Below are 26881 nucleotides of genomic sequence, written 5' to 3'. Positions count from 1 at the left end.
GTCCATTCTATTCGCCGCTGCCCACACTCTGAAAGCGTTATTGGTTCGAGAAGTTACCGTCCGGTACTTAATGTGATCCACGTTATAGGCTGTTCGGTAATGTCTGCGTAATCGTCCGCGGGGCAGCCTGATATCAAAGGAGCTATCGTGCGTGAATACAGTGTTCCCCCTCTGGTGGAGTCTCCGCTGGAGTCCAACACCACCGATTTATTGCTGGAGCAGGCGGCCAAGCCCTCCAATCCCGCCCTATTTTCGGTGCCGGGAGCGGACGGAGCGTGGGCCCCCATTACCGCCACTGAGTTCCTTAAGGATGTCCGGGCACTGGCCAAGGGGTTTGCCGCTTACGGTGTTGAGCCGGGCGACAGGGTGGGCATCATGGCCCGCACCCGGTACGAGTGGACACTGGTGGATTTTGCCCTGTGGTTTGCCGGGGCCGTCTCCGTTCCGGTTTACGAGACTTCCTCACCGTCCCAGGTCGCCTGGATTCTTAGCGATTCCGGTGCTGTGGGCGTGGTTGTCGAAGCTCCCCGGCATGAGAACGTGGTCCGTCAGGCAGCTGTGGAGGAGGATCTGGCCGCTGTAAAGAACGTCTGGCAGATCGACGGCCCGGGGCTCGATGAGCTCCGGGCGGCCGGAACAACGGTGTCGGACGAAGACCTTGAAGCGCGCCGCGCCAAGGCCACCCTGGACGACACCGCCACGATCATCTACACCTCCGGAACCACGGGCAGGCCCAAGGGCTGCGACTTGACGCACGGCAACTTCGTGAATCTGTCCCGCAACGCCGCCGCCGCCCAGCCCGAGGTGTGCCGCGAGGGCGCCCAAACCATCATGTTCCTGCCGCTGGCCCATGTGTTCGCGCGATTCATCTCAGTGTTGTGCGTGACCGCCGGCGCCACCGTAGCCCATACCCCTGACGTGAAAAACCTGCTTCCTGACCTGCAGAGCTTCCAGCCGGACTTCCTGCTGGTTGTCCCCCGCGTCTTCGAGAAGGTCTACAACTCTTCCATGCTCAAGGCCGAAGACGGCGGCAAGGGCAAGATCTTCCATGCCGGAGCCAAGACGGCCATCGAATGGTCCAAGGCAAAGGAAGCCGGCAAGGTCCCGCTGAGCCTCAAGGCCAAGCATGCCGTCTTCGACAAGCTTCTGTACGGAAAGATCCGCACTGCCATGGGCGGACGGGTCAAGTACGCGATCTCGGGAGGCGCACCGCTGGGTGAGCGGCTCGGCCACTTCTTCCACGGAATCGGCGTGACGGTACTGGAAGGTTACGGGCTGACCGAAACCACGGCTCCCGTAACCGTCAACACCCCCAAGCTAACCAAGATTGGCACCGTTGGCGCGCCGCTGCCCGGCAACGCCGTTCGCATCGCGGACGACGGCGAGATCCTGGCCAAGGGCATCAGCGTGATGAAGGGCTACTTCAACCGCCCGGACCTCACGGCTGAGAACTTCACGGACGGCTGGTTCCACACCGGTGACATTGGCCAGCTGGACAGTGACGGCTTCCTGAAAATCACCGGACGCAAAAAGGAAATCATCGTCACCGCCAGCGGGAAAAATGTGGTTCCGGCGCTGCTGGAAGACAGAATCCGCGCCGATGCCATTGTCTCCCAGTGTGTCCTGGTGGGCGATCAGCGGCCTTTCATCTCGGCCCTGATCACCTTGGACGAGGAGGCCCTGCCGGGCTGGCTGGAACGGCACAAGCTGCCGGCCGGGACAACGGCAGCTGCAGCGGGCGAAACAGAGCAGCTGCAAACCGAGATCCAGGCGCTGGTGGACCGGGCCAACAAGCACGTATCCAAGGCCGAAGCCATCAAAGTGTTCCGGATTGTTCCGACTGACTTCACCGAAGCCAGCGGTCACCTGACGCCGTCCATGAAGATCAAGCGCGCCCAGGTTCTGAAGGATTTTTCCGCCGTGGTAGATGAGATCTACAGCGGCCAGAAAGTGTAACTCAGCGATACAGATGCAGGAGGCCGGTCCGGGAATACCCCGGCCGGCCTCCTGCATGTTGCGCTGAAGTTCTTGCGCCGCTCCCGGCCCTTAGCCGACTTTGCCCGTCTTGAGGGAGAGCAGGGCATTCTCCACGACTTCGGTCAGGGCGGGATGGATCCAGTACTGGCCAGACGCCATGGACGAAGCATCCAGCCCGAAGGACATGGCCTGGATCAGCGGTTGGATCAGCATGGACGCTTCATGGCCCACAATGTGGGCGCCAAGGAGCTTTCCACTCTCTTTTTCGGCCAGCAGCTTCACGAAGCCAGTGCTGTCTTCCATGGCCCAGCCGTAGGCGGTGGACCCGTACTCCTGTACGGCCAGTGCCAGTTCCACTCCCCGGGCCTCCGTGTCCCGGCACGCTTCCTCCTCCGTCATTCCCACGGACGCGATCTGCGGACTGCTGAAGACGGCCGAGGGAACAAAGCGGTGGTCGCTGGCCAGCAGATCACCGGGGTGCACCAGGTTGTGCGCCACCGTGCGGGCCTCATGATTGGCGACGTGCTTGAGCTGGAAGTCACTGCTGACATCGCCGAGCCCCCACACTCCTTCAACCGGTTTGCCATCCTTTAGCACACGCTGGAACTCGTCCACCACCAACCGTCCATCGGGGCGCAGGTCAAAACCGGCCGCTTCAACGCCGAGACGGTCGGTGTTGGGCACGCGGCCCGTTGCCACCAGGACCAGGTCGATGTCGAGCGTGCTTTCCCCCTCGGGTCCTCCCAGGGACGCCTGCACGGATCCGTCGGGATTCTCCACCAGAGACCTAACCTCAGTGTTCAGCCGCACGTCCCACTGTTCGGAGGCTGCCACCGTGAAACGCTCGGATACGGTGGCATCCATTGCGCGCAAAAGGGGGCCGGACCGGGCGGCCATGGTCACTTTGGAGCCGAACGCGGAAAACACGAAGCCAAACTCGGCGGCAATGTAACCGCCGCCGATGATCAGGATCCGCTCAGGAAGTTCGGGGATGCGCATGACTGTGTCGGAAGTGTGCACCTGGGGCAGGTTGATGCCGGGAATGTCCGGCAGCACCGGCCGCGATCCGGCCGCCACGACAATCTGGTCGGCTGTGATGCGCCGGCCGTCCTCAGTCTCCAAAGCATGTTCGCTGGTGAACCGGACGTAGCTGTCATAGAGAGTGACGTTTTCCAGTTCATCTGCCCGGTAGCTGCGCCCGCCGGCGGAAATCGCGTCAATACGGGTAAAGATGCGGTCGCGGATATCCCGCCAGTGCACCTTGTCCAGGGTCAGGTCCACCCCCAGACGGGCGGCGTCGGTCCCGGTTGCTGCCAGCTGCGCGGGATAGACGTACATCTTGGTGGGAATGCACCCCACGTTCAGGCAGGTCCCGCCAAAGGTGCCGCCGTCGATCACCGCCACTTTCCTGCCGTCCCAGTCTGGCGTGATCAGGGAGTTGCCGGAGCCTGAACCAATAATGGCCAAATCAAAGTGAGTCACGGTTCCAGTCTAGGGCGCAAAAAGGCCCCGTGATCCGTCAGCGGAATCACGGGGCCTTTCACAGGAGCTACTGGCCGCGGGTTAGCCGTCGCTGGGCTCAATCACCACCAGGAGATCTCCGCCCTGCACCTGTTCGACAGCCGAGATCGCCAGCCGGGCAACCGTTCCGGCAACCGGCGCCGTGATGGATGCTTCCATTTTCATGGCTTCGATGGTCGCCACGGTTTCACCGGCCGCCACTTGGTCCCCCGCCTTTGCGGTGACCGTGACGGCCCCGGCAAACGGAGCCGCGACGTGACCGGGATTGCCCGGGTCCGCCTGCTCGGCAACCTTAACATCGGATTTCACGCTGCGGTCGCGGACCAGCACGGGCCGCATCTGTCCATTGAGCGTGGTCATCACGGACCGCATGCCCTTTTCATCCGGGTCAGAGACCGCTTCCAGGGTGGCGATCAGGCGCACACCCTTTTCGAGTTCAACCACGTGCTCGACGCCCTGCTGGAGTCCGTACAGGTAGTCGCGGGTGTCCAGCACGGAAACGTCGCCGTAGGTCTCGCGCACGGTGGCGAATTCCTTGGCCGGGCCGGGGAACAGCAGCCGGTTCAGCGTTTCCCGCCGGGTGGTCGAATCCCCTGCCAGGCCGGCGCGGTCCACCTCGGTGAGTTCGGCGTCGCGCACCTTGATGTTGCGCCCCTGGAGGGCCTTGGTCCGGAAGGGTTCCGGCCATCCCCCGGGCGGGTTGCCCAGCTCGCCGCTAAGGAATCCGATCACTGAGTCCGGAATGTCGAAGTTCTGAGGGTTCTCTTCGAAGTCTTCAGGCGACACATTGCTACCGACCAGCTGCAGGGCCAGATCGCCGACAACCTTGGAAGACGGGGTGACCTTGACCAGCCTGCCCAGGATGCGGTCCGCAGCGGTGTACATGTCTTCGATGGCCTCGAACCGCTCTCCCAGCCCGAGGGCGATGGCCTGCTGGCGCAGGTTGGAAAGCTGCCCGCCGGGGATTTCGTGCTGGTAGACCCGGCCGGTGGGTCCGGCCAAACCGGATTCGAACGGAGCGTAAACCCGGCGCACCGCTTCCCAGTACGGTTCCATGGCACTGACAGCGTCCAGGTCCAGGCCGGTGTCGCGGTCGGTATGAGCCATGGCTGCCACCAGGGCGGAGGCGGAGGGCTGGCTGGTGGTCCCGGCCAGGGATGCAGTGGCTACGTCAACCGCGTCCACACCCGCGTTGGCCGCAGCCAGCAGGGTGGCGAGCTGTCCCCCGGCGGTGTCGTGGGTGTGCAGGTGCACGGGCAGATCGAAACGTTCACGCAGGGCGGCCACCAGCTTGGCTGCGGCGGCGGGCCGCAGCAGTCCGGCCATGTCCTTGATGGCCAGGATGTGGGCTCCGGCGTCGACCATCTGCTGGGCCAGGTCCAGGTAGTAGTCCAGCGTGTACAGCTTCTCGTTGGGATCCAGCATGTCCGCCGTGTAGCACAGGGCCACTTCAGCAACCGCCGTGCCGGTGGCCCGGACGGCGCGGATGGCCGGTTCCATCTGTTCTACGTCGTTAAGGGCGTCAAAGATGCGGAAGATGTCGACGCCGGCAGCGGCCGCTTCCTGGACGAAGGCTTCAGCCACCTCGGTCGGGTACGGGGTGTATCCCACGGTGTTCCGGCCGCGCAGGAGCATCTGGATGCAGATATTCGGCAGAGCCTTGCGCAGGGACGCCAACCGTTCCCAGGGATCCTCGCCCAGGAAGCGGAGGGCAACGTCGTAGGTGGCACCGCCCCAGGCCTCCACGGACAGCAGTTGGGGTGTCAGGGCGGACACTGCGGGCGCAGCCAGCAGCAGGTCACGCGTGCGGACCCGGGTGGCAAGCAGTGACTGGTGCGCGTCCCGGAATGTGGTGTCCGTGACGGCCAGCGCCTGCTGGGCGCGCAGCTCTGCCGCGAATCCCTCCGGACCCAGCTCCTCCAGGCGCTGGCGCGAGCCGGGACGGACTTCCGGCAGGTTGGTCGGCAGCTTGTCTGCCGGGTTGCTGTGGACGGGGAGCTCTCCGTGCGGCTTATTCACCGTGGTGTCGGCCAGCCAGTTCAACAGACGTGAGCCGCGGTCTGCGGAGCCGCGGGCGCTGAGCAGTTCAGGACGTTCCTCGATGAAGGAGGTTGCGACGTCGCCGGCAATGAAGTCCGGGTCATCGAGGACGGCCTGCAGGAACGAAATGTTGGAAGAGACGCCGCGGATGCGGAACTCGGCCAGAGCCCGCCGGGCACGGTTGACGGCGGCCGGGTAGTTGCGGCCGCGGCAGGTGAGCTTGACCAACATGGAATCGAAGTGCGGGCTGATGTCGGCGCCGGCATAAACAGTGCCGCCGTCAAGGCGCACCCCTGCGCCGCCGGCGGACCGGTAGCCGCTGATCTTTCCCACGTCGGGGCGGAACCCGTTAGCCGGGTCCTCAGTGGTGATGCGGCACTGCAGGGCAGCGCCGCGCACCCGCAGTTCATCCTGGCGCAGGCCAAGGTCCTCCAGTGTCTCGCCGGCTGCGATCCGCAGCTGTGACTGCACCAGGTCGACGTCGGTGATTTCCTCGGTAACCGTGTGCTCCACCTGGATGCGGGGATTCATTTCGATGAAAACGTGCTGTCCGGCGCGTTCTCCCACAGTGTCAACAAGGAACTCAACAGTGCCGGCGTTTTCATACTTCAGCGCCTTGGCGAACTTCACGGCATCCCGGTACAGGGCCTGCCTGATGTTCTCATCCAGGTTGGGCGCCGGAGCGATTTCAATGACCTTCTGGTGGCGGCGCTGAAGGGAGCAGTCCCGCTCGAAGAGATGGATAACGTTCCCCTCGCCGTCGGCCAGGATCTGGACCTCGATGTGACGGGGGCGCAGCACCGCCTGTTCCAGGAAAACAGTGGAATCACCGAAGGCGGTGTCAGCTTCACGCATGGCTGCGTTCAGTGCCTCAGGCAGGTCCTTGGCGGTGTCCACGCGGCGCATCCCGCGGCCTCCGCCGCCGGCAACAGCCTTCACGAAAATGGGGAACCCGATGTCCTCGGCTTCAGCGAGAAGCTTTTCCGGGTCCGAGCTGGGCTGAGTGGAGCGCAGGACCGGGATGCCGGCTTCCCGCGCGGCATTAAGGGCATGGACCTTGTGTCCGGCCAATTCAAGGATGTCCGCTGCAGGGCCCACGAAGGTGATGCCTGCTTCCTTGGCCGCCCGGGCCAGCTGCGGGTTCTCGGAGAGGAAGCCGTAACCCGGGTAAATGGCATCGCACCCGGATTCCTTGGCAACGCGGATGATCTCATCCACGTCCAGGTACGCACGGACGGGGTGCCCTTCCTCGCCAATCAGGTACGCCTCGTCAGCCTTCTGCCGGTGAATCGAGTTGCGGTCCTCCTGCGGAAACACAGCTACCGTCTTGGCGCCCAGTTCATAAGCGGCCCTGAAGGCTCGGATCGCGATTTCACCGCGGTTGGCTACCAATATCTTCGAGAACATTGCGCTCCTGCATCGTTGCGGGTTGACGGCAGCTCGAAAGCGCTGCACTCTTCCGTGATTCTAGACCCGGCACTTCCGGCAGCGGCCAAGAAAGTGTTCCGGATCACCGTAAGTATTCTGCCTATTCTCCGCCACCCTGCAAAACCAGCGCTGCAGGAGTTACCTCCGGGCGTCACATAGAATGAGACAGCAGCCTCACAAGGGCCCCGCTCGTGATCCCTAGACACGTTAGGTTTTGGTTCAACAAGTGCAAGTAGTGAGCATCAGCAGTCTGAAGGGCGGCGTGGGCAAGACTTCCGTGACGCTTGGGCTGGCGTCGGCTGCACTGGCAGCAGGAATACCCACCCTCGTAGTGGACCTTGATCCGCACGCGGATGCGACCACCGGGCTGGGCGTCACAGCGGCAGACAAACCCGGCATCGGCGAAATGCTCAAGAACTCCCGGCGTGCCCAACTGGGGGACAACGTTGTTCCCAGCGGCTGGGTGGCTACTGACCGGCGTACCAAGAACTCCGATCCCAAACACCGCCCTGTCCTTGACGTCGCCATGGGGTCCGCGTTTTCCGGCATCTATGACCGCCCGGATTTGGGCCGCAGGGACCTCAAGCGCCTCTCCACCCTCCTGTCCCGTGTCAGCGGCTACGGACTGGTCCTCATCGACTGCCCGCCGTCGCTGAACGGTCTGACGCGCATGGCGTGGACGGCCAGCAACCGTGTCCTGCTGGTGGCGGAACCCGGACTCTTTTCCGTAGCAGGAACAGAGCGGACAATGCGGGCACTGGAACTGTTCCGCCGGGAATTCGCCCCCAACCTTGCCCCTGCGGCGATCATCGCCAACCGGGTGCGGTCCGGCTCCAACGAGCACACCTTCCGGCTCGCCGAGATGAAGCAGATGTTCGGAGATCTGTTGCTGAGCCCCACTATTGCGGAGCAGGCCAACTGGCAGCAGATCCAGGGGGCTGCGCATTCCGTGCACCACTGGCCCGGGGAATCGGCCAAGCAGGCCGCAGGCACCTTCGATGCGTTGCTGAAGAACATCGTGGAAACCGGCAGTGTCCGCAACCGCGTTATCCGCCGGGCGGGCTAAGCACCCGCCGGGTGACTACCCGCCTGCCTGTTGGAGCTAGTTAAACAGCTGACGCCGCCAGCCCCTCAGGGCGGCGGCGTTAGTTGTAAAGAACAAGTCAGTAAGAATAAGTAGCCACAGGCACCGTCCGAAACGTGCCCGTCCTGCGGAATCCGGCCTGTCTAGCTGATCTTGCGGGCAGTCCGGCGCTGGCTCAGTTCATCGCCGGGAAACTCGTGCTCGCTCACGTGCTCGCTGGGCAGCTGGGCCAGGCTTCCCTCTACTTCGCGCCAGACGCGTCCAACGGCGATTCCAAAAACGCCCTGTCCGCCCTGCACCAGGTCGATAACTTCGTCTGCCGAGGTGCACTCGTAGACACTGGCGCCGTCACTCATGAGCGTGATCTGGGCCAGGTCTTCGACACCGCGCTCACGCAGGTGTTCAACGGCAGTTCGAATCTGCTGGAGGGAAACTCCCGTGTCCAGGAGTCGTTTGACAACTTTGAGGACCAGAATGTCGCGGAATCCGTAGAGCCGCTGCGTACCTGAGCCCGCAGCACCCCGCACAGCGGGTTCCACGAGGCCTGTACGTGCCCAGTAGTCGAGCTGGCGGTAGGTGATCCCGGCCGCCTTGCAGGCTGTCGGGCCGCGGTAGCCGGCGTCCTCGTCGAGAACGGGCAAATCCTCGGTGAACAGCAAGCCCTGGGCTCCGGGAACCTTGCCCGGCGCAGCGGCGTGGATGTGCTCGCCGGCATTGCCTTTCGGACTCACTTGTGCCTCCTTGTAGCGGTTCCCGGTGGGGGGTCCGCACGGGACGCGGAGACGACGGGAACGACCATCTTCAGTGTGCCCCGCTGAGCCTCTCAAGGGAAGAAACCACGAATAGATCATGTGAATAAACCATGGGCTAAATCATGGGCCAAACCCGGGAGCGAGAAGAGCGGAGATCCGTGCATTGGGAACTCTATGCTTCGACGTTAGATCTGACCACGTCCAAGGTCAAAGATGCCCGCTCTTTTTCTCAAGGCGTGTCGGCTCAGCGCTCGAAGTCTTCGGGTTCAACGTCCGCCAGGAACTCACGAAATTGACGCAGTTCCTGCTCGGCGTTCTCCTGTTCCTCCTCTGCGGGATCCTCGTCCGTTGCCTCAGCGATCCGCACCCCGGCTTCGTCAAGGACTGCGTCAGCGCAGAAGATGGGACAGGGGGCCCGCAGAGCCACGGCAATCGCGTCGGATGCCCGGGAACTCACAGTGACGCCGTTATCGAAAACAAGCTCGGCATAGAAGACCGTGTCCTCGACGGTGACAAGCCGGACCTCACTGACGCTGCGGCCCAGCGCAACCACCACCGAGGCCAAAAGGTCATGGGTCATGGGTCGCGGAGGAACGATTCCCTGCTGAACGAAGGCTATGGCGCTGGCCTCCGGGGCACCGATCCAGATCGGGAGGTGGCGCTCACCGTTAATCTCCTTGAGCAGCACGAGGGGCTGGTTGGACGGGAGTTCGATCCGCACGCCCACAACTTCGACTTCGCGCATGCTCTTCAGCTTTCCATTCGTGCGATGTGCCCGTTCACCAGGGCACTGTGCAGGTTGAGGCAGAGATCACTGATTTCCCGGGCTGTCTCCGCGGCGCGGGCTTTGGACGCAACATCGCGCCGGGAAGCCAGCGGTGCCACCACGCTTTCAACCAGCCCCAGCTCACGGTCAGCCGCGGCCCGGAACGGACGCAGGTGCCTGGGCTCAATCCCGTGGGACTGCAGCTTCGCGCAGGCACGTGCAACCTTCAACGCATGTTCGTCGTAGAGACCGTTCTCTGAACTGTTGTCGGGAGCCGCAAGGAGGCCGTAGTTGGCGAGGCTTTTCACCAAATCAGCCGATGCACCGGATTCCCTTACGAGCTCATTGAAGGTCAGCCCGCGGGCGAGCGTACGGGCGGAGAGCTCCCCCGCCAGCTGCTCGGACACCGCGCGCGGAGTCAATGACATGCCGCCGGGCAGCGATTCGGGGCGCTCTCCCCGGTCAATGGCGTCCAGGTAGTCCTTGATGACCTTCAGCGGCAGATACTGGTCGCGCTGCAGCGCCAACACGAACCGCAGCCGCTCGACGTCGGCCGTGGTGTATTTCCGGTAACCGGCTGCCGTCCGCTGCGGCGTCACCAAACCCTTTTCCTCCAGGAAACGGATCTTGGACGCGCTGATTCCGGGGAAATCGGTGCTGAGTTCACCCAGCACCTCCCCGATATTGAGCACACGGCCGCGCAGGCGCTCGTTCCCCGTGCCAAGGGTCCGCCTGATGGGCTGTGATGCTGACATACCTGGTACCTATTCCCTCAGTGTTCCCGTGGACTTCCGGCCGGACACTTCTGTGCCGGTGTTTCCTACTGCTTTGCGGCTGTTGGCCGTGCAGCGTAGAAAGTCAGCCGGAACTTGCCGATCTGGACCTCGTTGCCCGTACGCAGCAGCAGGGAATCCACACGGTCATTGTTCACGTAGGTGCCGTTCAGGCTCATCGAGTCCACCACGCGGAATCCTTCGGGAGACCGGCGGAACTCCACATGCTTGCGGGAGACCGTCACATCATCGAGGAACACATCCGCGTTTGGATGGCGCCCGGCTGTTGTCACATCCTGGTCCAGCAGGAATCTTGCCCCGCTGTTGGGTCCTGAATGCGCGATCAGCAGTGCAGACCCTGCGGGCAATGCGGCAACTGCAGCCCGTTCATCTGTGCTGAGCTTGGGCTCGACAGTCGTATCGCTCTGCGGCGGCAGACTGATTGTAGTGGTGTCCTCGGCGCCCAATTCACGCCGTTCTCCGCTGTGGCCGGCGTTGTTGTCCTCGCGCGCCATGTTCCATCCTCCCCAAAAGATGCGGCCAACCAATTGTCTTGCTGGCTGGCCGCACAGTTCTGCTGACAAATTCTTGCCGTACCGGCTGTCCTAGCCTACCTGTTGGCGGGCGTTCCCGGCACTGAGCGTACTACGGGGGTTGCGGTCCCGAAGCTACAAACACCTGCATGGCGAACAGTGACAGTACGGGCAGCCGGGGTGAAATACCCGGGATGCCAATGAGGCGGGGCCCCAATGAAGGAACCCCGCCTCACCTGCGCTGCTGCGTCCGGGCGCCTGCGGCCGCCGTTCAGCGCCGGCACCCGGTACGGATGACTGCCGTGTTAGTCGTTAATGAGCGTCTTCAAGTCCAGGCCCGCGACAGGCATGGTCTCCTGGTACCTGGAGGTGTCGGCGTGGACGAGGGGATTATCCCCGTACCAGGTCATTCCGTACGCCATGTCCTTGGGCTCCCACACCAGCGGCTCGTGATCCGGGTCGAAGAACGGGTAGCCGCCGGAGTAGAGCTCAATCCGGTAACCCGAGCCCGGGTCGCGGACGTACAGGTACATGGCCTGGCCGACGCCGTGCTTGCCCGGTCCGGCGTCGATCTGGATACCCAGATCCCTCAGCTGATCCACCGCAGTCAGGGCATCGTGCATGTTCTCGAGGGCGAAGGCAACGTGATGGAACTGGGCGTCCTCACCCGTCATGGAAGAGCCGATTGCAATGTCGTGCAGTTTTGAATTCACGGACAGCCACGAGACATACGGAACCTCCGGGTTCTCCGGCAGCACCATTGCCTCACGCCTCTTCATTCCCAGTGATTCACGGAGCCATCCCTCTGCCTGTGCCATATTCCCGGCACTGGTCTGGATATTGAGGTGGTCGATCCGCTGGACACCGAGGCCCCGGCGGATTGAGCTGTTTCCGAAGAGCTTTGAGCGCATCCCCTCCGGCGCGAGGGGGCGCTCGATGCCGTAGTAGAGCTCGAGCGGGTGCCCGCCGCCCGGCAGGAGAAGCCGGACAGCCTCGCCGCGGCCGAGTTCCGTGCCGGCGCCGAGCTGGCGCACTTCGATGCCCTCCTCGACAAACTGGTCATGGAACAGTTCAACATCCTGGGGACGGCTAACGCGCAGGCTCATGGTGTTGATCCGCGCCTCGTCCTGCTGCGTCAGTACCAGGGAGTGGTGGATCCGCTCCTGGTATCCGCGCAGATAGGCAACGCCGTCATCCTCTGCGGTGACCTCCATGCCGAAGATGTCGCGGAAGAACCACAGGGACTTCTGCAGGTCCGGGGTGCCGATGTTGATGCCGCCTGCGTGGGCAATCGTGGGACCGGGATCGTAGGTGGGGCGGGGTGCCATGCGTTTCTCCTTATTGTGTTGTGGTTCCGGGTATGTCTTGTGGTTCAGGCTGAAACCGACGAGGAATTAGGCCGCGGGTGAGCGGTAGTGCGCGTTTGCGGCCTCGACGATGGGACCGCGCGGATGGGCAGAGCGTTTCTCGGCGTCGTCGCCAAAACCGTCGGGGTACCAGCTGGGTCCGTCGCCGAGGTGCTCCAACACCTCCCGGGCCACGGCAGCGGGGTCGGATGCGCGCACGCCGGGGGCGTCAAACTGGTAGCCGAGACGCTCCATGGCGGGCGTGCGGGTCAGGCCCAGGCACAGCTCCAGGACGTCAACGTTGTAGGGACGCATTTCCACCCACAGCGCCTCGGCAAAGTTGTGTACAAAAGCCTTCGCCGCGGAGTAGAAGCCGATTCCCGCGGCTCCCGCGAAACCGCTCAGCGAACCCGTGAGCATGATGCCCCCGCGCCGCCGCTCCTGCATCGGCAGGCCGAACCGGCGGACCAGAGCGGCAGTGACCGTGATGTTCAGGTCGATAACCATCTGGGCGCGGTCCGCGTCGGACGTCACAATCTCGCTGCCGTAGGTGTTGGCGCCGGCATTGGATACCAGCAGGCCCACCTCGCGGTCCCCGAGGCGCTCGGCGATCGAATCAACGGCACCTTCGGCGAGCAGGTCCTGCTCAATGGCGAGCACTTCGACGTCGTAGGCGGCACGAACTGAGGCAGCTACCTCTGCGAGGGGCCCCGGCTTGCGCGCCACGAGGGCCACATTGAGGCCGCGCCCGGCCAGCTCGTGCGCCAGCGCGGCGCCCACGCCCTCCGACCCGCCGGCGATCAGTGCCCAGGGTCCGTACTTCTCGAAACCGCTCATTCCACGTTCCTCTCGTTCCCGGTCAAGCGCTTGTTTGCATCTCGAGCCACTGGTGATATTAGATACAAGCTAAAGGGAATTCGAAGGGGAATAACTGATGAGTCCACTGACCGGGATTGCCGCGCTCGAGGAGCGCATCCAACGCTTGGAAGACCACCTCGAGATACTCGGCGTGCTCGCCGCTTACGGTCCTGCCGTCGACAGCGGCAGCGCTGACGCCGTGGCTGAACTGTGGACCGGGGACGGCAGCTACACCTACAGCCTCGGTGACGGCGAGGCAACGCTGACCGGACCGGCGGACTTCCGCGGCATGGTGCACGGGCCCTCACACCAGAAGATCATCGCGGAGGGCTCCAGCCATTTCCTGGGCATTCCGGACATCCGCGTGTCCGGCGACACCGCCGTCGCCACCGGTTACTCGATGCTGGTGCGGCACCGGGACGGCACCGATCCGGGCTATTACGTGGACCGGCTCTCCGCAAACCGCTGGGAGCTGGCCCGCACCGGATCGGGCTGGAAGGTCACCGCACGCACCAACTCACTGCTGGACGGCCGCGCTTCCTCCCGGCAAATGCTCGCCAAGGCAGGAAGTGCAGCACTGTGACCGCGAACCACGATTCCCTCGAAGCCGGATTCAGCCCCGCGGCAGACCCGCTGTTCCGCGAGTTCAGCGTGAGGTCACTGCACCTGCGCAACCGGATCGTCATGTCCCCGATGACCCGCACCCACTCCCCCGGCGGGGTCCCGGGTGAGAAGGTTGCCCGGTATTACCGGCGCCGGGCTGAGGGCGGCACGGGGCTGATCATCACCGAGGGGGTGGCGATTGACCATCCGGCTTCGGTTGACCATGCGTCGGTGCCCAACATGTTCGCGTCTACTGCGCTGGACGGCTGGCGTTCCGTCGTCGACGGCGTGCACGAGGCCGGCGGACGCATCATCCCGCAGCTGTGGCATGTGGGACCCCTGTGGGGTGCGATGGGCGGAAGCCCGGCAGTCACCCCCATGCGGCCCTCCGGCCTGTGGGGAACACCCGGAATCACGACCTATTCCGATGATTATGTCCGTGCCTCCGAGCCCGTTACCCGTGCCATGACAACCGCAGACATCAACAGTGTCATTGAAGCCTTCCGGGCGGCCGCACGCGGCGCCGTTGACGCCGGTTTTGACGGCATTGCCCTGCACGGGGGCCACGGTTACCTGCTGGATGCGTTCCTCTGGGCAGACACGAACCGGCGGGATGACGAATGGGGCGGTGACGCGGAACGCCGCGCTGCCTTTCCCGCTGCGGTTGTCCGGGCCATTCGGGAGGAGATCGGCGAGGAGCTGCCCATCTTCTTCCGGTTCTCCCAGCACAAGCAGCAGGATTTCGGTGCACGTCTGGCTAATACCCCGGAGGAGCTGGGCGCACTCCTGCGTCCGCTGGTGGACGCAGGAGTGGACGTCCTTGACGCGAGCGCCCGCCGTTTCCAGGCACCGGCCTTCGAGGGCAGCGACCTGAGTCTGGCAGGATGGGCAAAACAGCTCACGGGGGCGCACAGCATGGCTGTGGGCAGCGTCGGTATCGGCTCCGCTATCAAGGACCGGCGAAGCAGCGGCAACCCGATCCTGGACAACCGCGACGAGCTCCTGCGCCGCCTGGCGGCCGATGAATTCGACCTCATCGCCATTGGACGGCTGCACCTTGCCGACCCTGATTTGGTGCGGACGCTGCGCAGCGGAGGGCCGTTGCCCCAGTATGACTACGGGAAGCACGAATCAGCACTGTTGTAACCGGATCAACCAGTCCGAAAACCGTGCGCCCCGTTATCGGAGCGGGAGCGCACGGTCCGTCGGCTCAGTCGGCGACACTGAAACGCAGGATCCGGTCATCGCCGGATTCCGGGTTGCCGCGCCCGTCGGTGTTGTTCGTAAGCACCCATAGGCTTCCGTCAGGGCCGCTGACGACGTCGCGCAGCCTCCCGTACTCCCGCGTCAGATACACGGTGTAAGTGTCTAAACCGGTGAGCGGTACCTCCAGCAGCCGTTCACCGCGCAGGTTGGCGACGTAGATGGAATTGCCGGCGACGGCGATACCGCTGGGGCTGGTATCGGCCGGTGCCCATTGCTGGACCGGGTCAATGAAACCCTCTGCTCCGGCGGCGCCTTCCGCCTCCGGCCAGCCATAGTTTCCCCCGGGCTCTATCACGTTGAGTTCATCCCAGGTGTTCTGGCCGAACTCGCTGGCGTAGAGGACCCCCTCTGCGTCCCACGCAATCCCCTGCGGATTACGGTGTCCGTAGCTGTAAACCAGCGACCCCGGGAACGGGTTGTCCTCAGGCACCCCGCCGTCGGGCGTCATCCGCAGGATCTTTCCGGACAGCGAGTCCGTGTCCTGGGCACTGCCCCTGTTTCCGGCATCTCCGGTGGTGGCGTACAGCATCCCGTCAGGGCCGAAGGCAAGACGCCCTCCGTTGTGGATGGAACCGGCTTCAATGCCGTCCAGAATAGTCTCCGGCATGCCCAGATCCAGTGAACCGGCGGCACCAGAGAGTTCCCGGCGCTCAATCCGGTTCTCCCCGCCGGCAGTCAAGTACGTGTAGAGGTACCCCGCTTGAACGGCGATGCCGAGGAGACCGCCCTCTCCCCTGTTGGCTGCGCCTTCGATGACGCCTGCTTCGCGGCCCACGCCGTCGTCATCGAGCTCCAGAATCCGCGCCGAATCACGTTCGCTGACCAGCGGGGTCCCTTCGTGGAAGGCAATGGACCACGGGGCATCGAGTCCGGCGGCAACGGTTTCAGCCGTTGCGGTCCCGACAGCTGCCCCGTCCTGCGCGGGCCGGGCAGTGCAGCCGGTCACCACCAGACCCACAACTGCCGCGGACATCGCGAGACGTGCTTTGCCTGGCATAGCTCTCCAGTCAGCGGGGAAGGGACAGCTCCCGGAGCTGCCGGCGGGAATTGATGTCCAGCTTGCGGAAGATGCTCCGCAGATGGGCCTCAATGGTGCGGGGGCTCAGGAACAACTGCGTGCCGACCTCCCGTGAGGTGGCGCCGGTGGCCACCAGACGGGCGATGTGCAGCTCATGGGCTGTAAGTGCATCGGCTGGCTGAGCGGTCCGCTTCCGCGGGTACTCGCCGGTGGCGCGCAGTTCACGTGCGGCGCGGGCAGCGAACGCCTCCGCGCCCATGTCCAACAGCATCCCGTGCGCGGTGCGGAGCTGATCCCGCGCGTCCTGCCTACGACCCTCGCGGCGAAGCCACTCGCCGTAGACAAGGTGGGTGCGTGCCAGATGGGCGGCCATCCGGCAGCGCGCAAGCTGCTCAATCGCCTCACGGTAATGCTCCTCGGCGGCTGGCCCGGTGATGGTCAGCGCCCGGGAACGCGCCGCCAGGCCGAGCCCCCAGGGAGTGCCGCTGGCGCGGGCCCGCGAGGTGAGCTCTTCCAGCGCCTCGGCGGCCAACTCCGGCTGCCCGGCACGGCACGCCGCTTCGATAAGTTCGGGATGGGCCAGGTTGTTGAACCTCGACGCTTCTGACTCGAACGCCCGGGTTGCCGCCACCTGAGCCGCCGGGTAGTCGCCCATACCGTTGTGCTGCACCGCCATTGCGTACTGCGCCAGGGACACCTCTGTGGCCTTCGCATTGCCGTCTGCATGCGCGGCAATGGTCGCGTATACCTCGGCAGTCTCGTCCGGACGGCCGCGCCAGGCGGACAGGAAAAGCTGCGCATGGAGCAAGGGTGCCGCCCAGGTCGCGGCCACGATCGCCGTCTGCTCCTCGGCCTGGGCTAACTCACCGGAGAGCACCAACATAACGGACTGGCCGAGAAGTGCGCGTGGGAGTGCGGCCAAGGCGCCGGAATCACGGACCAGCTGGACCGGCCGGGCGGCCAGGGTGTGGAGCATCTCATCGTCGAAGACCGCCATGGCGGTTCGGCAGGCGAGCCATCCCCAGCGGCGGCGATGGGTCTCGCTCACCCCGTCGGTTACGCTCACCCCATGAATGTCCGGCTCGTGGCCGGCCTCGCTGTCGTGGTCGGCAAATGCGGCCAACGCACGCCGCAGTCCGGGCAATCCGGTTGAGTACCCCTCCGTGAACATCGTCACCAGCCCGGCGAGCAACAGATCCGCCGGCCTCGGCGGCCCCGTTGGGGGCGGCGCGGTCCGGGCAGCCTCGGTCACTGTCGGTACGCCGCGGCCGCTGCGGGAGTTGCCGGTGACAATCGCAGCATCCAGCGCACCCAGGTAGGTCTCCCGGGACAGCTCCGGGTCCAGCGGGGCGAGGCACTTGGCAGCTTCCAGCAGCATGGCCTGCCCTTCGGCGTCCCGTGCGAGGTGGAACGAGATCCGGGCGCGCAGCAGTCCGAGTTGAGCCTGTTGCACGTCGTTGAGCGGCCCGGCCGCAGCGACCGCCAGCAGTTCGGAGGCGTCCGCGGAGGCACCGGCCTCATGTTTGGCATGGGCGGCTTCAAGCGCCCGGCATGCACGGGCGGCGGGGTCGGGGGTCAGCTTGGCCGCCTGCTCCAAGAAGGCCGCGGAGACAGCCAATCCGCCACGGGCGTGTGCCCGGCCGGCGGAGCGAATCAACTCCACGGCGGCGCCCTCATCGGTGCCCAGCACCGTTTGCGAGCGGTGCCAGGCGCGGCGGTCGGGGTCGACGTCGGCATCGATGGCCGCGGCCAGCGCACCGTGCGCCCGGCGGCGATCCTGCGGGGCGGCTCCTCGAAGCACAGCCGAACGCACCAACGGATGCCGGAACTGTACCTGGCTGCCGATCTCCAGGAGCCCGGAGGCTTCAGCTGGCGCTGCCCACTCGGAGGCGATCCCCAGGTGCGTGGCCGCCCGCCACAGCAGGGCCGTCTCTCCGGTCGGATCGACCGCGGCAACCAACAGCAGCAGCCGCGACTGCGCAGGCAGGTCTGCTACGCGGCGCCGAAATGTCTCCTCGATGCGGTGTACGGTGCCCGGCACCTCCGGCAGCTCGAATCCTCCGGTCACCCATGGCGCCGGCGCACTGCGGGCCAGCTCCACCAGTGCGAGGGGGTTACCACGTGCCTCCGCGACAATGCGGTCGCACATTCCCTCATCCAGCGGTGTGTGGACCGCTGTGGCCAGCAACGCCCGTGCGTCGGCCTCGTCTAGCCCGCCCAGGCACAGAACGGGCAGTCCGTCGGACCAGGCCGCCTCGCGGTCGGTGGGGTCCCGGAGCGCGAAGACCAGCACCGTCCCTTCGGCAGCCATTCGCCGCGCCACGAAACTGAGGATCTGGGTGGAGGCCTCGTCCATCCACTGCGCATCATCGACAAGGCATAGAAGAGGCCCCTTCTCGGCGACCTCAGCCAACAGGTTGAGGGTTGCCAGCCCCACCAGGAACCGGTCCGGCACAATACCGCTTTGCTGCCCCAACGCCACGCCCAAAGCGGCCTGCTGCGGCTCGGGCAGGGCGCCCACGTGGTCAAGCAGAGGCGCACACAATTGGTGCAAGCCCGCGAAGGCGAACTGGGTCTCGGACTCCACGCCCACAGAGGACACCACTTGAAATCCTGAGGACTCCGCCGCACCGCGGGCGTGCTCAAGAAGCACCGTCTTTCCGATGCCTGCTTCTCCACGCACGACGACTACCCCACTCTCCCCGGCGCGGGCCCGTGAGAGAAGGTTGTCGACTGCTGCGCGCTCGGCGCGCCGGCCCAGGACGTCCACCAATGTCGCTCCTTTCAGAGCTTGCCGGGAGCTTATTAGGCAATTCCCACCTACGCAAACGAAGTGGTGCGAAACCAAGCCCCTAGGCAAGAACCGGGGGAAGTACAGGGAGTTCTACCGATGTGTGGGCACCGCGGCGGGTACGAGTCTGGAGACACGGGCCCTTGCTCTGAAAACAGGGGCGTCGCCCGGGGTCGTGGATCCGACACCGGTCGAATCAACGACCCGCATATGAAAGGAACCCCGAACCATGAACCCCATCCAGGAACTGGTCATCAACTTCCAGGAACTTGCCGCCCAAGTGCCCGAGTTCCTTCGGCCCTTCATCGTCATGCTCGCCGGGGCCGTTCCGTTCATCGAGGGCGAAGTAGCCTCCCTGATCGGCCTCGTCGGCGGCCTGAACCCCATCGTCGCCGGCAGCGCCGCCGCCGCCGGTAATTTCCTGAGCGTGCTCCTCGTGGTGCTCTTCGCCTCCCGGACCCGCACCGCCGTCGTAAAGCACAACCGGGGACGGGCAGCGGCCCGGAGCGCCGCTCTGGTCCCGGGGCCTGGCGGTTATGGCGGGAGTCCCATGTTGGAAGAGACTCCACCGGCCAAGCCCGAGTCCAAGGGCCGGCAGCGCTTCATGAAGTGGCTCGTCCGCTTCGGCGTCCCCGGCGCGAGCATCCTTGGACCCCTGGCTATCCCGACGCAGTTCACCGCCGCGATCCTCATCGCCAGCGGAACCGCTAGAGGCTGGGTGCTGCTCTGGCAAGCGGTGGCGATCGTCCTCTGGACCACCGTCGCCACCGTGTCGATCTGGGCAGCCCTCACTTACGTCGTCGGGGTCTGATCCACAGCGGCCGCCCGGACCGCAGAGGTCCGGGCGGTGAACTCCGAGAGGAACAAAATGGCACCCTATAAGACAATGAAGACCGGAGACGGTCATACGCTTCCGCCCTTCCGCTGGTGGCAGCTGTTCACCCGTTCCCTGCTGCACCTGCACCTCTCCGGCGAAGACGGGGAGCTGCAGACCTGGTCCGTTGATGTTCGGCACGGCGGTGATGAGGATGGGGAGGCATATGTGCAGCTCTACCGCAACGGCATCAATAGGGCCCAATCTTCGCTCCCTGCATCATTCCCGGTGCCGGGCGGAACCATCGAGGTTGAGGTCAGCGGCTTCGGACTCAAACGCTGCCACTACGTAAGGCATGACGGCTCGGTACAGCAGCTGGTACCTGATCCCGCCTCAGCCGAAGGCCGGCGTGCCCGCCTGCAGCAAACCAACCCGGCGCTGAGCCGTGGCTTGGGCACCGCGTCGCTGATCGTCCTCTTGCTTGCCCTCGTGCTGGGCGTGCCCCAGGCCGTCGAACAGATCACGCTGTTCCCACCCATCGCGGAGAACGTGGGCACGTATTCCAGCCCCTTCACCCTTCCGGCTACAGCGAACATCGGGCTCGTCCTGGCAACGCTCGCAGCGAGCACCGAACGCGCACTCCGTCTGCGATATAACCGCATCCTTGACGGCGGTTTTTTCGGAGGCGATGACTAGGTTGCTTGACGGCACTTTAAACGACAAAAGCCCGGCAGAACTTTCGTTCCGCCGGGCTATTTGTCGGGTTGACAGGATTTGAACCTGCGACCCCCTGACCCCCAGTCAGGTGCGCTACCAAGCTGCGCCACAACCCGCTGTTTGGCCGGTTTGAATCCGGCCGAAGCAACTCGAATACTCTACCTCATGATTGGCGGATTTCCCCAATCGGGAAAGCCCCGGACGCCGCTGCGGCGTCCGGGGCCCGAAGTGCTAGCGGTTCTTGCCGCGCTTTTCACGCACGCGCATGTTGACTTCAATGGGCGTGCCCTCAAAACCGAACGTTTCCCGCAGACGGCGGGTGATGAAGCGGCGGTAGCCCGGATCCAGGAATCCGGTGGTGAAGAGCACAAACTTGGGCGGGCGCGAAGAGGCCTGCGTGCCAAAGAGAATGCGGGGCTGCTTGCCGCCGCGCACCGGGTGCGGATGCGCTGCTACCAGCTCGCCAAGGAAGGCGTTGAGCTTGCCGGTGGGGATGCGCTTGTCCCAGCTCTCCAGAGCCTTGTCCAGCGCGGGGACGAGCTTGTCCTTGTGCCAGCCGGTCATGGCCGAGATGTTCACGTGCGGAGCCCACTCCACGTGGGCCAGGTCGCGCTCGATCTCGATCTGCAGGTAACGGCGGCGTTCGTCGTCCAGCAGGTCCCACTTGTTGAAGGCCAGCACCAGGGCACGGCCGGACTCGATGGCCAGCTGCAGGATACGCACATCCTGTTCGCTGAGGACTTCGTCCACGGCCAGGAGCACGACGGCGACCTCGGCCTTTTCCAGCGCGGACTGGGTACGCAGGGAAGCGTAGAAGTCAGCACCCTGTGCCATGTGCTGGCGGCGGCGGATACCTGCGGTGTCCACGAAGCGCCAGGTGCGCCCGCCGAGTTCAATGAGCTCATCGACCGGGTCGCGGGTAGTGCCGGCCGTGTCATCGACAACCACACGCTCGCTGCCGGCCAGCTTGTTCAGCAGCGAGGACTTGCCCACGTTCGGGCGGCCGATCAGGGCGATGCGGCGCGGGCCGCCGGACTTGTCCAGTCCGCCGTATGCCGAGTATTCCGGCAGGACCTCCATCATGGCGTCCAGCATGTCCGCGGTACCGCGGCCGTGCAGGGCCGAGACGGGGTACGGCTCACCGAAGCCAAGGCCCCACAGCTGCGCTGCGTCGGCTTCGTTCTGGATGTCATCCACCTTGTTGGCCACGACGACGACGGGCTTGCCCTTGCCGCGGAGCATACGCACCACGGCTTCGTCGGTTGCGGTGATGCCCACTGTTGCATCAACCACCAGCAGTACGGCGTCGGCAACGTCGACGGCAACTTCGGCCTGGCCGGCCACGCGGGCATGGATGCCGCGGGCGTCGTGCTCCCAGCCGCCGGTGTCCACGAGGGTGAAGTTAACACCGTTCCAGGTGGCCGGGTAGGACACGCGGTCACGGGTCACACCGGGGGTATCTTCCACGACGGCTTCGCGGCGGCCCAAGATACGGTTCACCAGCGTGGACTTGCCCACGTTGGGGCGGCCCACAATGGCGACGACGGGATCCTGGCGCAGCGGGGCGTCTTCGTCGTATTCTTCGAAGCCGCCGGCGAGCAGCGCGGCGTCTTCTTCGTCAAGTTCGTAGTCGGACAGTCCGGCGCGCAGCGTTTCGGCACGCAACTCGGTCTCGGCATCGTCCATGCTGGCCAGGCGTTCGTTAACCTGGTCCTCTCCGGCCGGAACGTATTCGTCCTGGCCAGTCTCGTCGCCGGCAGCGCCGGAGTATGAGGAGTTCGTCATTTTTGCTTTCTTTCCGTTGAGGTCTGCAGCACTGCAAGCAGGCCGTCTCCGGACGTTCAGCCCGGTAAGTTTGTGTGGGGTTCCGCGGGTGATAACACCGCAGTTCCACCAGTCCATTGAAACACGCGCGGCACCGGCAGGGCATTTGAGCCCTGCCGGTGCACTGCCATTGCGCTGGCGCCGGTGGTGTGGTCCTGGTCCTAGTGGGTGCTGGCGTACACCACGTCCAGCACCGCCTGGACAGTCTCTTCAAAGTCCAGATCCGAGGAATCGATGGTGACCACGCCGTCGGCCGCCTGCTGGAAATTGACCACTGTGGAGTCCTTGGCGTCGCGGGTGATCACCTGTTCCTTGAGCTGCGCGGCGCTCTGGGTTCCGCCCAGCTGGACGCCGCGCCGGCGCAGGCGGGCTTCCTCGGACGCGGTGAGCAGGATTCGCACTTCCGCAAGGGGCGCGACGACGGTGGTGATGTCCCGGCCTTCGGCGACGATGCGCAGCCCCGAGTCCTTGATCAGCTGCTGCTGGCGGCGGACCAGCTCGGCGCGCGCACCCAGAGTGGTGGCCACCGCGCTGACCGAGGAGGAGACGATCGGTTCGCGGATGGCGTCGGTAACGTCACGGCCGCTGACGCGGACGAACTCGGCGTCCGGGGACGTGCTGAGCTCAATGTCCGCGGCGCGGGCGGCGGCTTCGACGGCCACAGCGTCATCGAGGTCGATGCCGGCTTCCATGCAGTACAGCGTCACAGCCCGGTACATGGCCCCGGTGTCCAGGTAGGCGGCGCGAAGCCGGCGGGCCGCTTCACGGCTGATGCTGGATTTTCCTGATCCGGACGGGCCGTCGATGGCCACCACGAGTGGTTTTCCCAGCCGGAACTCTGCCGGATTGCGTTCTACAGTCACTGCACTACCTTCCACCCGCGGGCGCTTAGTTCATTTACCAGGCTGTGCGCCCGGCTGGGCAGGACGGAAATCTCCGCCCGTCCCACCTGCTGGCCGGAGGAATGCTCCAGCCGCAGGTCTTCCAGGTTCACGCCAATTTCGCCGATCTCGGTCAGCAGCCGGGCAATCTGTCCCGGCGTGTCATCCACCAGGACGGTGAAGGACACGAAGGACTGCGGCGGAGCACCGTGCTTGCCCGGAATCCGGGCCTGCCCGGTGTTGCCCTCCGAGATCAGCTGCGCCATGTCCAGGCGGGCGCCGTCCGCCACCGGATCCTCCAGCGTGGAGATGAGCCGGTTCAAATCTTCGCGGACGCCGTAGAGAATTTCCACCAGCCGGGGAGCGTTGCCGGAAAGGATCTGCACCCACAGCTTGGGATCGCTGGCGGCAATCCGGGTCACGTCCCGCAGGCCGTTGCCGGCCAGTGCCATGGCCTGTGCCGGCGTGTCCTGCAGCCGGCTGGCCACCAGGGAGGACATGACCTGCGGCAGGTGCGAAATCAGCGCCACGGACTGGTCATGGTCCGCGGCACTCATCCGCGAGACCACGGCGCCGAGATCGATCGCGAGGGCCTCGGCGCACTTGACCGCCTGCGGAGAACTCTCCTCAGACGCGCAGATGACCCACGGCATGGAGGTGAACAGCTCCCCCAGCGCGGCAACCGGCCCGGACTTCTCCCGGCCTGCCATCGGATGGGTGCCCACGTAGCGGGTCAGGTCCGCGCCGGAGGCGCGCAGATCCGCCAGCACTGCCCCCTTGACGCTGGCAATGTCGACGACGACGGCGTCGGGCCAGTCCTTCAGCGCCTGCACGGCAAGCGCTGCAGTGACGTCCGGCGGCGCGGCGACCACAACCAGTTCAGGAGCAAAGCCTTCTTCCACCGTCTCCAGCAGCCGGCCGGCACCGATGTCCTGTGCCACGGCCGCTGTCGACGGCGAAATGTCGGACAACGCAACGTCGATGCCCTGCCCGCGCAGACCCAGCCCGATGCTGGTCCCGAGCAGGCCGGTTCCGATCACCAGGACGGGACCGGACAGGTGCGTGGCTGATCCCTGTGCCGCGCCCACTGCCTAGAGGCCTACAGAGGCGAGCAGGTGGCCAACTTCCGTGCGGCCGAGCACGCGGATGCTGCCCTGGCGCTGGTCGCCCACGCGGATCGGACCAACCTGGGTGCGGACCAGGCGCTCGACCGGGTGTCCGACGGCCTCAAACATGCGGCGGACAATGCGGTTGCGGCCCGAGTGCAGGACAACCTCGACGAGGAGGTGGCCCGGTGTGGAGTCAACCAGCTTGAAGGAGTCCACCTGGGCGAAGCCGTCCTCGAGGTCCAGGCCTTCGCGCATCTGGGCGCCGACACCGTGAGCCATCGGTCCGCGGACCTGGACCAGGTAGGTCTTGGGCACTTCGTAGGACGGGTGGGTGAGGCGGTTGGCGAGTTCGCCGTCGTTCGTCAGCAGCAGCAGGCCCTCGGTGTTGGTGTCCAGGCGGCCCACATGGAACAGGCGTTCGTGCTTGTTGGTGCTCTTGAGGAAGTCGCTGATGCACGGACGGCCTTCGGGGTCGTCCATGGTGCAGACCACGCCGCTGGGCTTGTTGAAGACGTAGTACTTCAGGTGTTCATCCAGCTGCAGGCGCATGCCGTCCACGTGGATGGCAACCTGGGAGGGATCAACGCGGACGCCAACTTCGGTGACAACCTCGCCGTCGACCTCCACGCGGCCCTCGCGGATCATGTCTTCGCAGACACGGCGCGAGGCGACGCCGGCCTGGGCCATGACCTTCTGCAGGCGGATGCCCTCGGGATCATGGTGGTCGGAGATGACGGGCTTGGCCGGGCGGCGGGTGGTGGTGCGCTTGACCACGCCGAGGTTCTGTCCGAAACGCTCGTTGCGGAACGCGCGGTCTCCGCTCTTGCGCTGGCCTGCCTGCGGGCCACCGGTGCGGGAGGCGCCGCCCTTGCTGCCGTACGGCTTGGCCGATTTTGCGGCCCCGGCCTTGTAGCCTTCGGGCTTGAACTGGCCGGCCCCGGGCTTGGAGGCGCCTGAGCCCCCGGGAGCACCTGCACCCTTGCCGTCAAAGGCCCGTGAGGCTGCCGACCGGAACTTTTCGGGGCGGCTTTCAGCGGACTCCTCGCGGGGGCGGTAGCCGTTGGCGCGGAATTCGCCGGCACTCATGCCGGGGTCGCGCTTGGCGGCGGCACGGCCGCCGGTGCGGGAACCGGCAGGCTTGGAGCCCTTGCCGAAGGATTTGCCGCCGGCAGCTCCGCCGCCGCCTCGCGGGTTGTTACGGCCTGATCCGGAGCGGGGTGCCTGTGTCATAAAAAAAGTCCTTCGGGTGTAGCGGTTAGTAAGTAGTGTCTTCAAATTCAGCCAGGTTTTCCAGCCCGGGCAGGTGCGGTGCAAGCCGCGGAAGTTCGTTGAGGTCGCCCAGTCCCAGCCGTTCCAGGAAGTACGGCGTGGTCCGGTACATCATTGAGCCGGTCTCGGGTTCCACTCCGGCATCGTCGATGAGTCCGCGCTGGACCAGGGTACGTACAACGGAGTCCACGTTGACACCCCGGATGGCAGATACCCGCGCCCTGGAGACAGGTTGCCGGTAGGCAATCACTGCCAGGGTTTCCAGTGCAGCCTGAGTCAGACGAGCACTCTGGCCGCCCAGGACGAACTTCGAGACCACGGGCGCAAACTCGGCGCGGGAGTAGATCCGCCAGCCGCCGGCCACATCCCGCAGTTCAAAACCTCGCATTGAAGTAAAACTACGTACTGTGCCACCGGGTCCTCCCCCAGTATAACCGTCATACTCGCGCTGCAGTTCCGTGAGGATGTCCTGCACCGCCGGCACCGGGACCTCCAGCACCTCGGCGAGCTCTGCGGGGGTGACCGGTTCATCCACCACCATCAGGACCGCTTCGACCGCTGCCCGGAGGTCGGCGGGTTCCGGGGCAGAGTCAGCAGAGTCAGGCTGCGCCAACGGGTCCTGCGGCATTTTCCTCCAAAGAGATGTCATGAGGGTCAGTGTTCTTGATAGATCCGCCCCTGCCTGCGTCCTTAACCGCCGGCCAGGCTCCGGGGGCCGCCGACCAGCTGATCGATAGTTCACCCAGCGGATCCGGTTGATCGAAGGAAACAGCGCCGTCCCGGAACAATTCCAGCAGCGCCAGGAACCGGGCTACCGCCACGGAGCTGCCGGCGTCGTCCACCAGTGCCGCAAACGTCAGTTTGCCCGCCGCCATGAGCCGGCGGGCAATAATGTCCGCCTGCTCCCGCACGCTGATCTTGGGGGCGTGCAGGTGGGACAGCCCCACAGCGGTGGGTTTGGCCGCCCGCGGGGTAAGGGCTTTGGCGGCCATGGCGGCGAAGTCCTGCGGACCGGTCCGCCAGATCAGTTCCGGAAGCATGGCCGCAAACTGCGGTTCGAGGGTTGCCCGGCGCGGAAAACGCTCAGCTTCGTCCTGTAGACGGGCATCCAGGATGCCGGCAATTTCCTTGAAGGCGCGGTACTGCAGGAGCCGGGCGAAAAGCAGGTCCCGTGCCTCCAGCAGGGCCACGTCTTCGGCGTCCTCAACGTCTCCGGCCGGCAGCAGGCGGGCTGCCTTCAGGTCCAGCAGGGTGGCGGCAATCACCAGGAATTCGCTGGCTTCGTCCAGCGCCCACGCCTGCTCCGTGTTGCCCAGAGCCCTGATGTAGCCAATGAAGTCATCGGTGACATCGGCGAGGGCAACCTCGGTGATGTCCAGTTCATGCTTGGAAATAAGGCTCAGGAGCACGTCGAAGGGGCCGGTGAAATTCTCCAGCCGGACCCGGAAGCCGCGGACGGGCGGGGATTCGGCTTCCTTGGCCGCGGAATCCACAGTGCCTGCTGCCACAGC

22 protein-coding genes and 1 tRNA gene are annotated in these 26881 nt (G+C 65.1%); 6 read left to right on the top strand and 17 right to left on the bottom strand.

The annotated features are described in order from the left end of the window. Positions 1 to 147: 147 nt before the first annotated feature. The gene (locus tag CXR03_RS06825) at positions 148 to 1956 is read left to right on the top strand and encodes a long-chain fatty acid--CoA ligase (RefSeq protein WP_104102946.1); all 1809 of its coding nucleotides are present in this window, start codon (positions 148 to 150) and stop codon (positions 1954 to 1956) included. A 90-nt stretch (positions 1957 to 2046) separates the two neighbouring features. Here CXR03_RS06825 and CXR03_RS06820 read toward each other — a convergent pair whose 3' ends face one another. Both CXR03_RS06820 and CXR03_RS06815 read right to left on the bottom strand, forming a co-directional pair. Beyond that, positions 2047 to 3459: a mycothione reductase gene (locus CXR03_RS06820; RefSeq protein ID WP_104102945.1), complete on the bottom strand. Its 1413-nt coding sequence runs from the start codon at positions 3457 to 3459 to the stop codon at positions 2047 to 2049. A gap of 81 nt (positions 3460 to 3540) precedes the next feature. Next, positions 3541 to 6945, bottom strand: coding sequence for a pyruvate carboxylase (locus tag CXR03_RS06815; RefSeq protein ID WP_104102943.1), 3405 nt, complete (start codon positions 6943 to 6945; stop codon positions 3541 to 3543). A 247-nt stretch (positions 6946 to 7192) separates the two neighbouring features. Between CXR03_RS06815 and CXR03_RS06810 the strand changes: the two genes are divergently transcribed. Further along, a complete protein-coding gene (locus CXR03_RS06810) occupies positions 7193 to 8032 on the top strand; it encodes a ParA family protein (protein ID WP_104102942.1) in 840 nt (279 codons plus the stop codon). A gap of 161 nt (positions 8033 to 8193) precedes the next feature. Here CXR03_RS06810 and CXR03_RS06805 read toward each other — a convergent pair whose 3' ends face one another. The 6 genes from CXR03_RS06805 to CXR03_RS06780 form a co-directional block, all read right to left on the bottom strand. After that, the gene (locus CXR03_RS06805) at positions 8194 to 8781 is read right to left on the bottom strand and encodes a MerR family transcriptional regulator (RefSeq protein ID WP_104054717.1); all 588 of its coding nucleotides are present in this window, start codon (positions 8779 to 8781) and stop codon (positions 8194 to 8196) included. Between the two features lie 265 nt (positions 8782 to 9046). Next, positions 9047 to 9547, bottom strand: coding sequence for a bifunctional nuclease family protein (locus CXR03_RS06800; RefSeq protein ID WP_104102940.1), 501 nt, complete (start codon positions 9545 to 9547; stop codon positions 9047 to 9049). A 5-nt stretch (positions 9548 to 9552) separates the two neighbouring features. Continuing rightward, the gene (locus tag CXR03_RS06795) at positions 9553 to 10323 is read right to left on the bottom strand and encodes a MerR family transcriptional regulator (RefSeq protein WP_104102939.1); all 771 of its coding nucleotides are present in this window, start codon (positions 10321 to 10323) and stop codon (positions 9553 to 9555) included. A 65-nt stretch (positions 10324 to 10388) separates the two neighbouring features. After that, positions 10389 to 10856, bottom strand: a complete 468-nt coding sequence (locus CXR03_RS06790) for an FHA domain-containing protein (protein ID WP_104054720.1) — start codon at positions 10854 to 10856, stop codon at positions 10389 to 10391. A gap of 323 nt (positions 10857 to 11179) precedes the next feature. Then, positions 11180 to 12202: a VOC family protein gene (locus CXR03_RS06785; protein ID WP_104102937.1), complete on the bottom strand. Its 1023-nt coding sequence runs from the start codon at positions 12200 to 12202 to the stop codon at positions 11180 to 11182. A gap of 66 nt (positions 12203 to 12268) precedes the next feature. Beyond that, complete coding sequence (locus CXR03_RS06780) at positions 12269 to 13057, bottom strand: SDR family oxidoreductase (protein ID WP_104102936.1); 789 nt, start codon at positions 13055 to 13057, stop codon at positions 12269 to 12271. Between the two features lie 97 nt (positions 13058 to 13154). On the opposite strand from CXR03_RS06780, the gene CXR03_RS06775 reads away from it, so the two are divergent. Next, a complete protein-coding gene (locus CXR03_RS06775) occupies positions 13155 to 13661 on the top strand; it encodes a nuclear transport factor 2 family protein (RefSeq protein WP_104102934.1) in 507 nt (168 codons plus the stop codon). Continuing rightward, positions 13658 to 14827, top strand: a complete 1170-nt coding sequence (locus CXR03_RS06770) for a 12-oxophytodienoate reductase (RefSeq protein ID WP_104102933.1) — start codon at positions 13658 to 13660, stop codon at positions 14825 to 14827. Before CXR03_RS06775 ends, CXR03_RS06770 begins: the two co-directional genes overlap by 4 nt. 64 nt (positions 14828 to 14891) lie before the next feature. Here CXR03_RS06770 and CXR03_RS06765 read toward each other — a convergent pair whose 3' ends face one another. Next, positions 14892 to 15944 carry a sorbosone dehydrogenase family protein gene (locus tag CXR03_RS06765; protein ID WP_104102931.1) on the bottom strand — a complete coding sequence of 351 codons (1053 nt, stop codon included), beginning with the start codon at positions 15942 to 15944 and terminating at the stop codon, positions 14892 to 14894. A 10-nt stretch (positions 15945 to 15954) separates the two neighbouring features. Then, positions 15955 to 18735: an AAA family ATPase gene (locus tag CXR03_RS06760; RefSeq protein ID WP_219816204.1), complete on the bottom strand. Its 2781-nt coding sequence runs from the start codon at positions 18733 to 18735 to the stop codon at positions 15955 to 15957. Between the two features lie 250 nt (positions 18736 to 18985). Between CXR03_RS06760 and CXR03_RS06755 the strand changes: the two genes are divergently transcribed. Both CXR03_RS06755 and CXR03_RS06750 read left to right on the top strand, forming a co-directional pair. Then, a complete protein-coding gene (locus CXR03_RS06755; protein WP_104102930.1) occupies positions 18986 to 19567 on the top strand; it encodes a small multidrug efflux protein in 582 nt (193 codons plus the stop codon). 57 nt (positions 19568 to 19624) lie between these two features. Continuing rightward, positions 19625 to 20266 carry a hypothetical protein gene (locus tag CXR03_RS06750; RefSeq protein ID WP_104102928.1) on the top strand — a complete coding sequence of 214 codons (642 nt, stop codon included), beginning with the start codon at positions 19625 to 19627 and terminating at the stop codon, positions 20264 to 20266. A 63-nt stretch (positions 20267 to 20329) separates the two neighbouring features. Here CXR03_RS06750 and CXR03_RS06745 read toward each other — a convergent pair. The 7 genes from CXR03_RS06745 to CXR03_RS06715 all read right to left on the bottom strand — a co-directional run bounded on the left by CXR03_RS06745 (position 20330) and on the right by CXR03_RS06715 (position 26878). Then, positions 20330 to 20403: transfer RNA gene (locus CXR03_RS06745), tRNA-Pro, on the bottom strand. A 115-nt stretch (positions 20404 to 20518) separates the two neighbouring features. Next, positions 20519 to 22072, bottom strand: coding sequence for a ribosome biogenesis GTPase Der (der, locus tag CXR03_RS06740; RefSeq protein WP_104054741.1), 1554 nt, complete (start codon positions 22070 to 22072; stop codon positions 20519 to 20521). A gap of 200 nt (positions 22073 to 22272) precedes the next feature. Continuing rightward, positions 22273 to 22974 carry a (d)CMP kinase gene (cmk, locus tag CXR03_RS06735; protein ID WP_104102927.1) on the bottom strand — a complete coding sequence of 234 codons (702 nt, stop codon included), beginning with the start codon at positions 22972 to 22974 and terminating at the stop codon, positions 22273 to 22275. Continuing rightward, positions 22971 to 24080 (bottom strand): prephenate dehydrogenase, encoded by a 1110-nt coding sequence (locus CXR03_RS06730; RefSeq protein WP_258073539.1) that lies wholly within the window; start codon positions 24078 to 24080, stop codon positions 22971 to 22973. Before CXR03_RS06730 ends, cmk begins: the two co-directional genes overlap by 4 nt. A 3-nt stretch (positions 24081 to 24083) precedes the next feature. Next, positions 24084 to 25331, bottom strand: a complete 1248-nt coding sequence (locus CXR03_RS06725; protein ID WP_104102925.1) for a pseudouridine synthase — start codon at positions 25329 to 25331, stop codon at positions 24084 to 24086. 25 nt (positions 25332 to 25356) lie between these two features. Beyond that, positions 25357 to 25998, bottom strand: a complete 642-nt coding sequence (gene scpB / locus CXR03_RS06720; protein ID WP_104102924.1) for an SMC-Scp complex subunit ScpB — start codon at positions 25996 to 25998, stop codon at positions 25357 to 25359. Next, positions 25970 to 26878 (bottom strand): ScpA family protein, encoded by a 909-nt coding sequence (locus CXR03_RS06715; protein WP_104102922.1) that lies wholly within the window; start codon positions 26876 to 26878, stop codon positions 25970 to 25972. Before CXR03_RS06715 ends, scpB begins: the two co-directional genes overlap by 29 nt. Positions 26879 to 26881 lie beyond the last annotated feature (3 nt).

The sequence above is a fragment of the Arthrobacter sp. 08Y14 genome, from assembly GCF_002929455.1.
Classification (GTDB): Bacteria; Actinomycetota; Actinomycetes; order Actinomycetales; family Micrococcaceae; genus Arthrobacter_B; species Arthrobacter_B sunyaminii.
Note: the sequence above shows the minus strand (reverse complement) of the source record. Positions and strands in the feature narration are given on the sequence as shown.

What these genes read in the sequence shown, in the direction of transcription:
- CXR03_RS06795 (WP_104102939.1), bottom strand. Translation starts at nt 10,323, where the DNA reads ATGTCAGCATCACAGCCCATCAGGCGGACCCTTGGCACGGGGAACGAG.
- scpB (WP_104102924.1), bottom strand. Translation starts at nt 25,998, where the DNA reads ATGCCGCAGGACCCGTTGGCGCAGCCTGACTCTGCTGACTCTGCCCCG.
- CXR03_RS06790 (WP_104054720.1), bottom strand. Translation starts at nt 10,856, where the DNA reads ATGGCGCGCGAGGACAACAACGCCGGCCACAGCGGAGAACGGCGTGAA.
- CXR03_RS06800 (WP_104102940.1), bottom strand. Translation starts at nt 9,547, where the DNA reads ATGCGCGAAGTCGAAGTTGTGGGCGTGCGGATCGAACTCCCGTCCAAC.
- CXR03_RS06750 (WP_104102928.1), top strand. Translation starts at nt 19,625, where the DNA reads ATGGCACCCTATAAGACAATGAAGACCGGAGACGGTCATACGCTTCCG.
- CXR03_RS06785 (WP_104102937.1), bottom strand. Translation starts at nt 12,202, where the DNA reads ATGGCACCCCGCCCCACCTACGATCCCGGTCCCACGATTGCCCACGCA.
- CXR03_RS06755 (WP_104102930.1), top strand. Translation starts at nt 18,986, where the DNA reads ATGAACCCCATCCAGGAACTGGTCATCAACTTCCAGGAACTTGCCGCC.
- CXR03_RS06780 (WP_104102936.1), bottom strand. Translation starts at nt 13,057, where the DNA reads ATGAGCGGTTTCGAGAAGTACGGACCCTGGGCACTGATCGCCGGCGGG.
- CXR03_RS06775 (WP_104102934.1), top strand. Translation starts at nt 13,155, where the DNA reads ATGAGTCCACTGACCGGGATTGCCGCGCTCGAGGAGCGCATCCAACGC.
- CXR03_RS06815 (WP_104102943.1), bottom strand. Translation starts at nt 6,945, where the DNA reads ATGTTCTCGAAGATATTGGTAGCCAACCGCGGTGAAATCGCGATCCGA.
- CXR03_RS06725 (WP_104102925.1), bottom strand. Translation starts at nt 25,331, where the DNA reads ATGACACAGGCACCCCGCTCCGGATCAGGCCGTAACAACCCGCGAGGC.
- der (WP_104054741.1), bottom strand. Translation starts at nt 22,072, where the DNA reads ATGACGAACTCCTCATACTCCGGCGCTGCCGGCGACGAGACTGGCCAG.
- CXR03_RS06765 (WP_104102931.1), bottom strand. Translation starts at nt 15,944, where the DNA reads ATGCCAGGCAAAGCACGTCTCGCGATGTCCGCGGCAGTTGTGGGTCTG.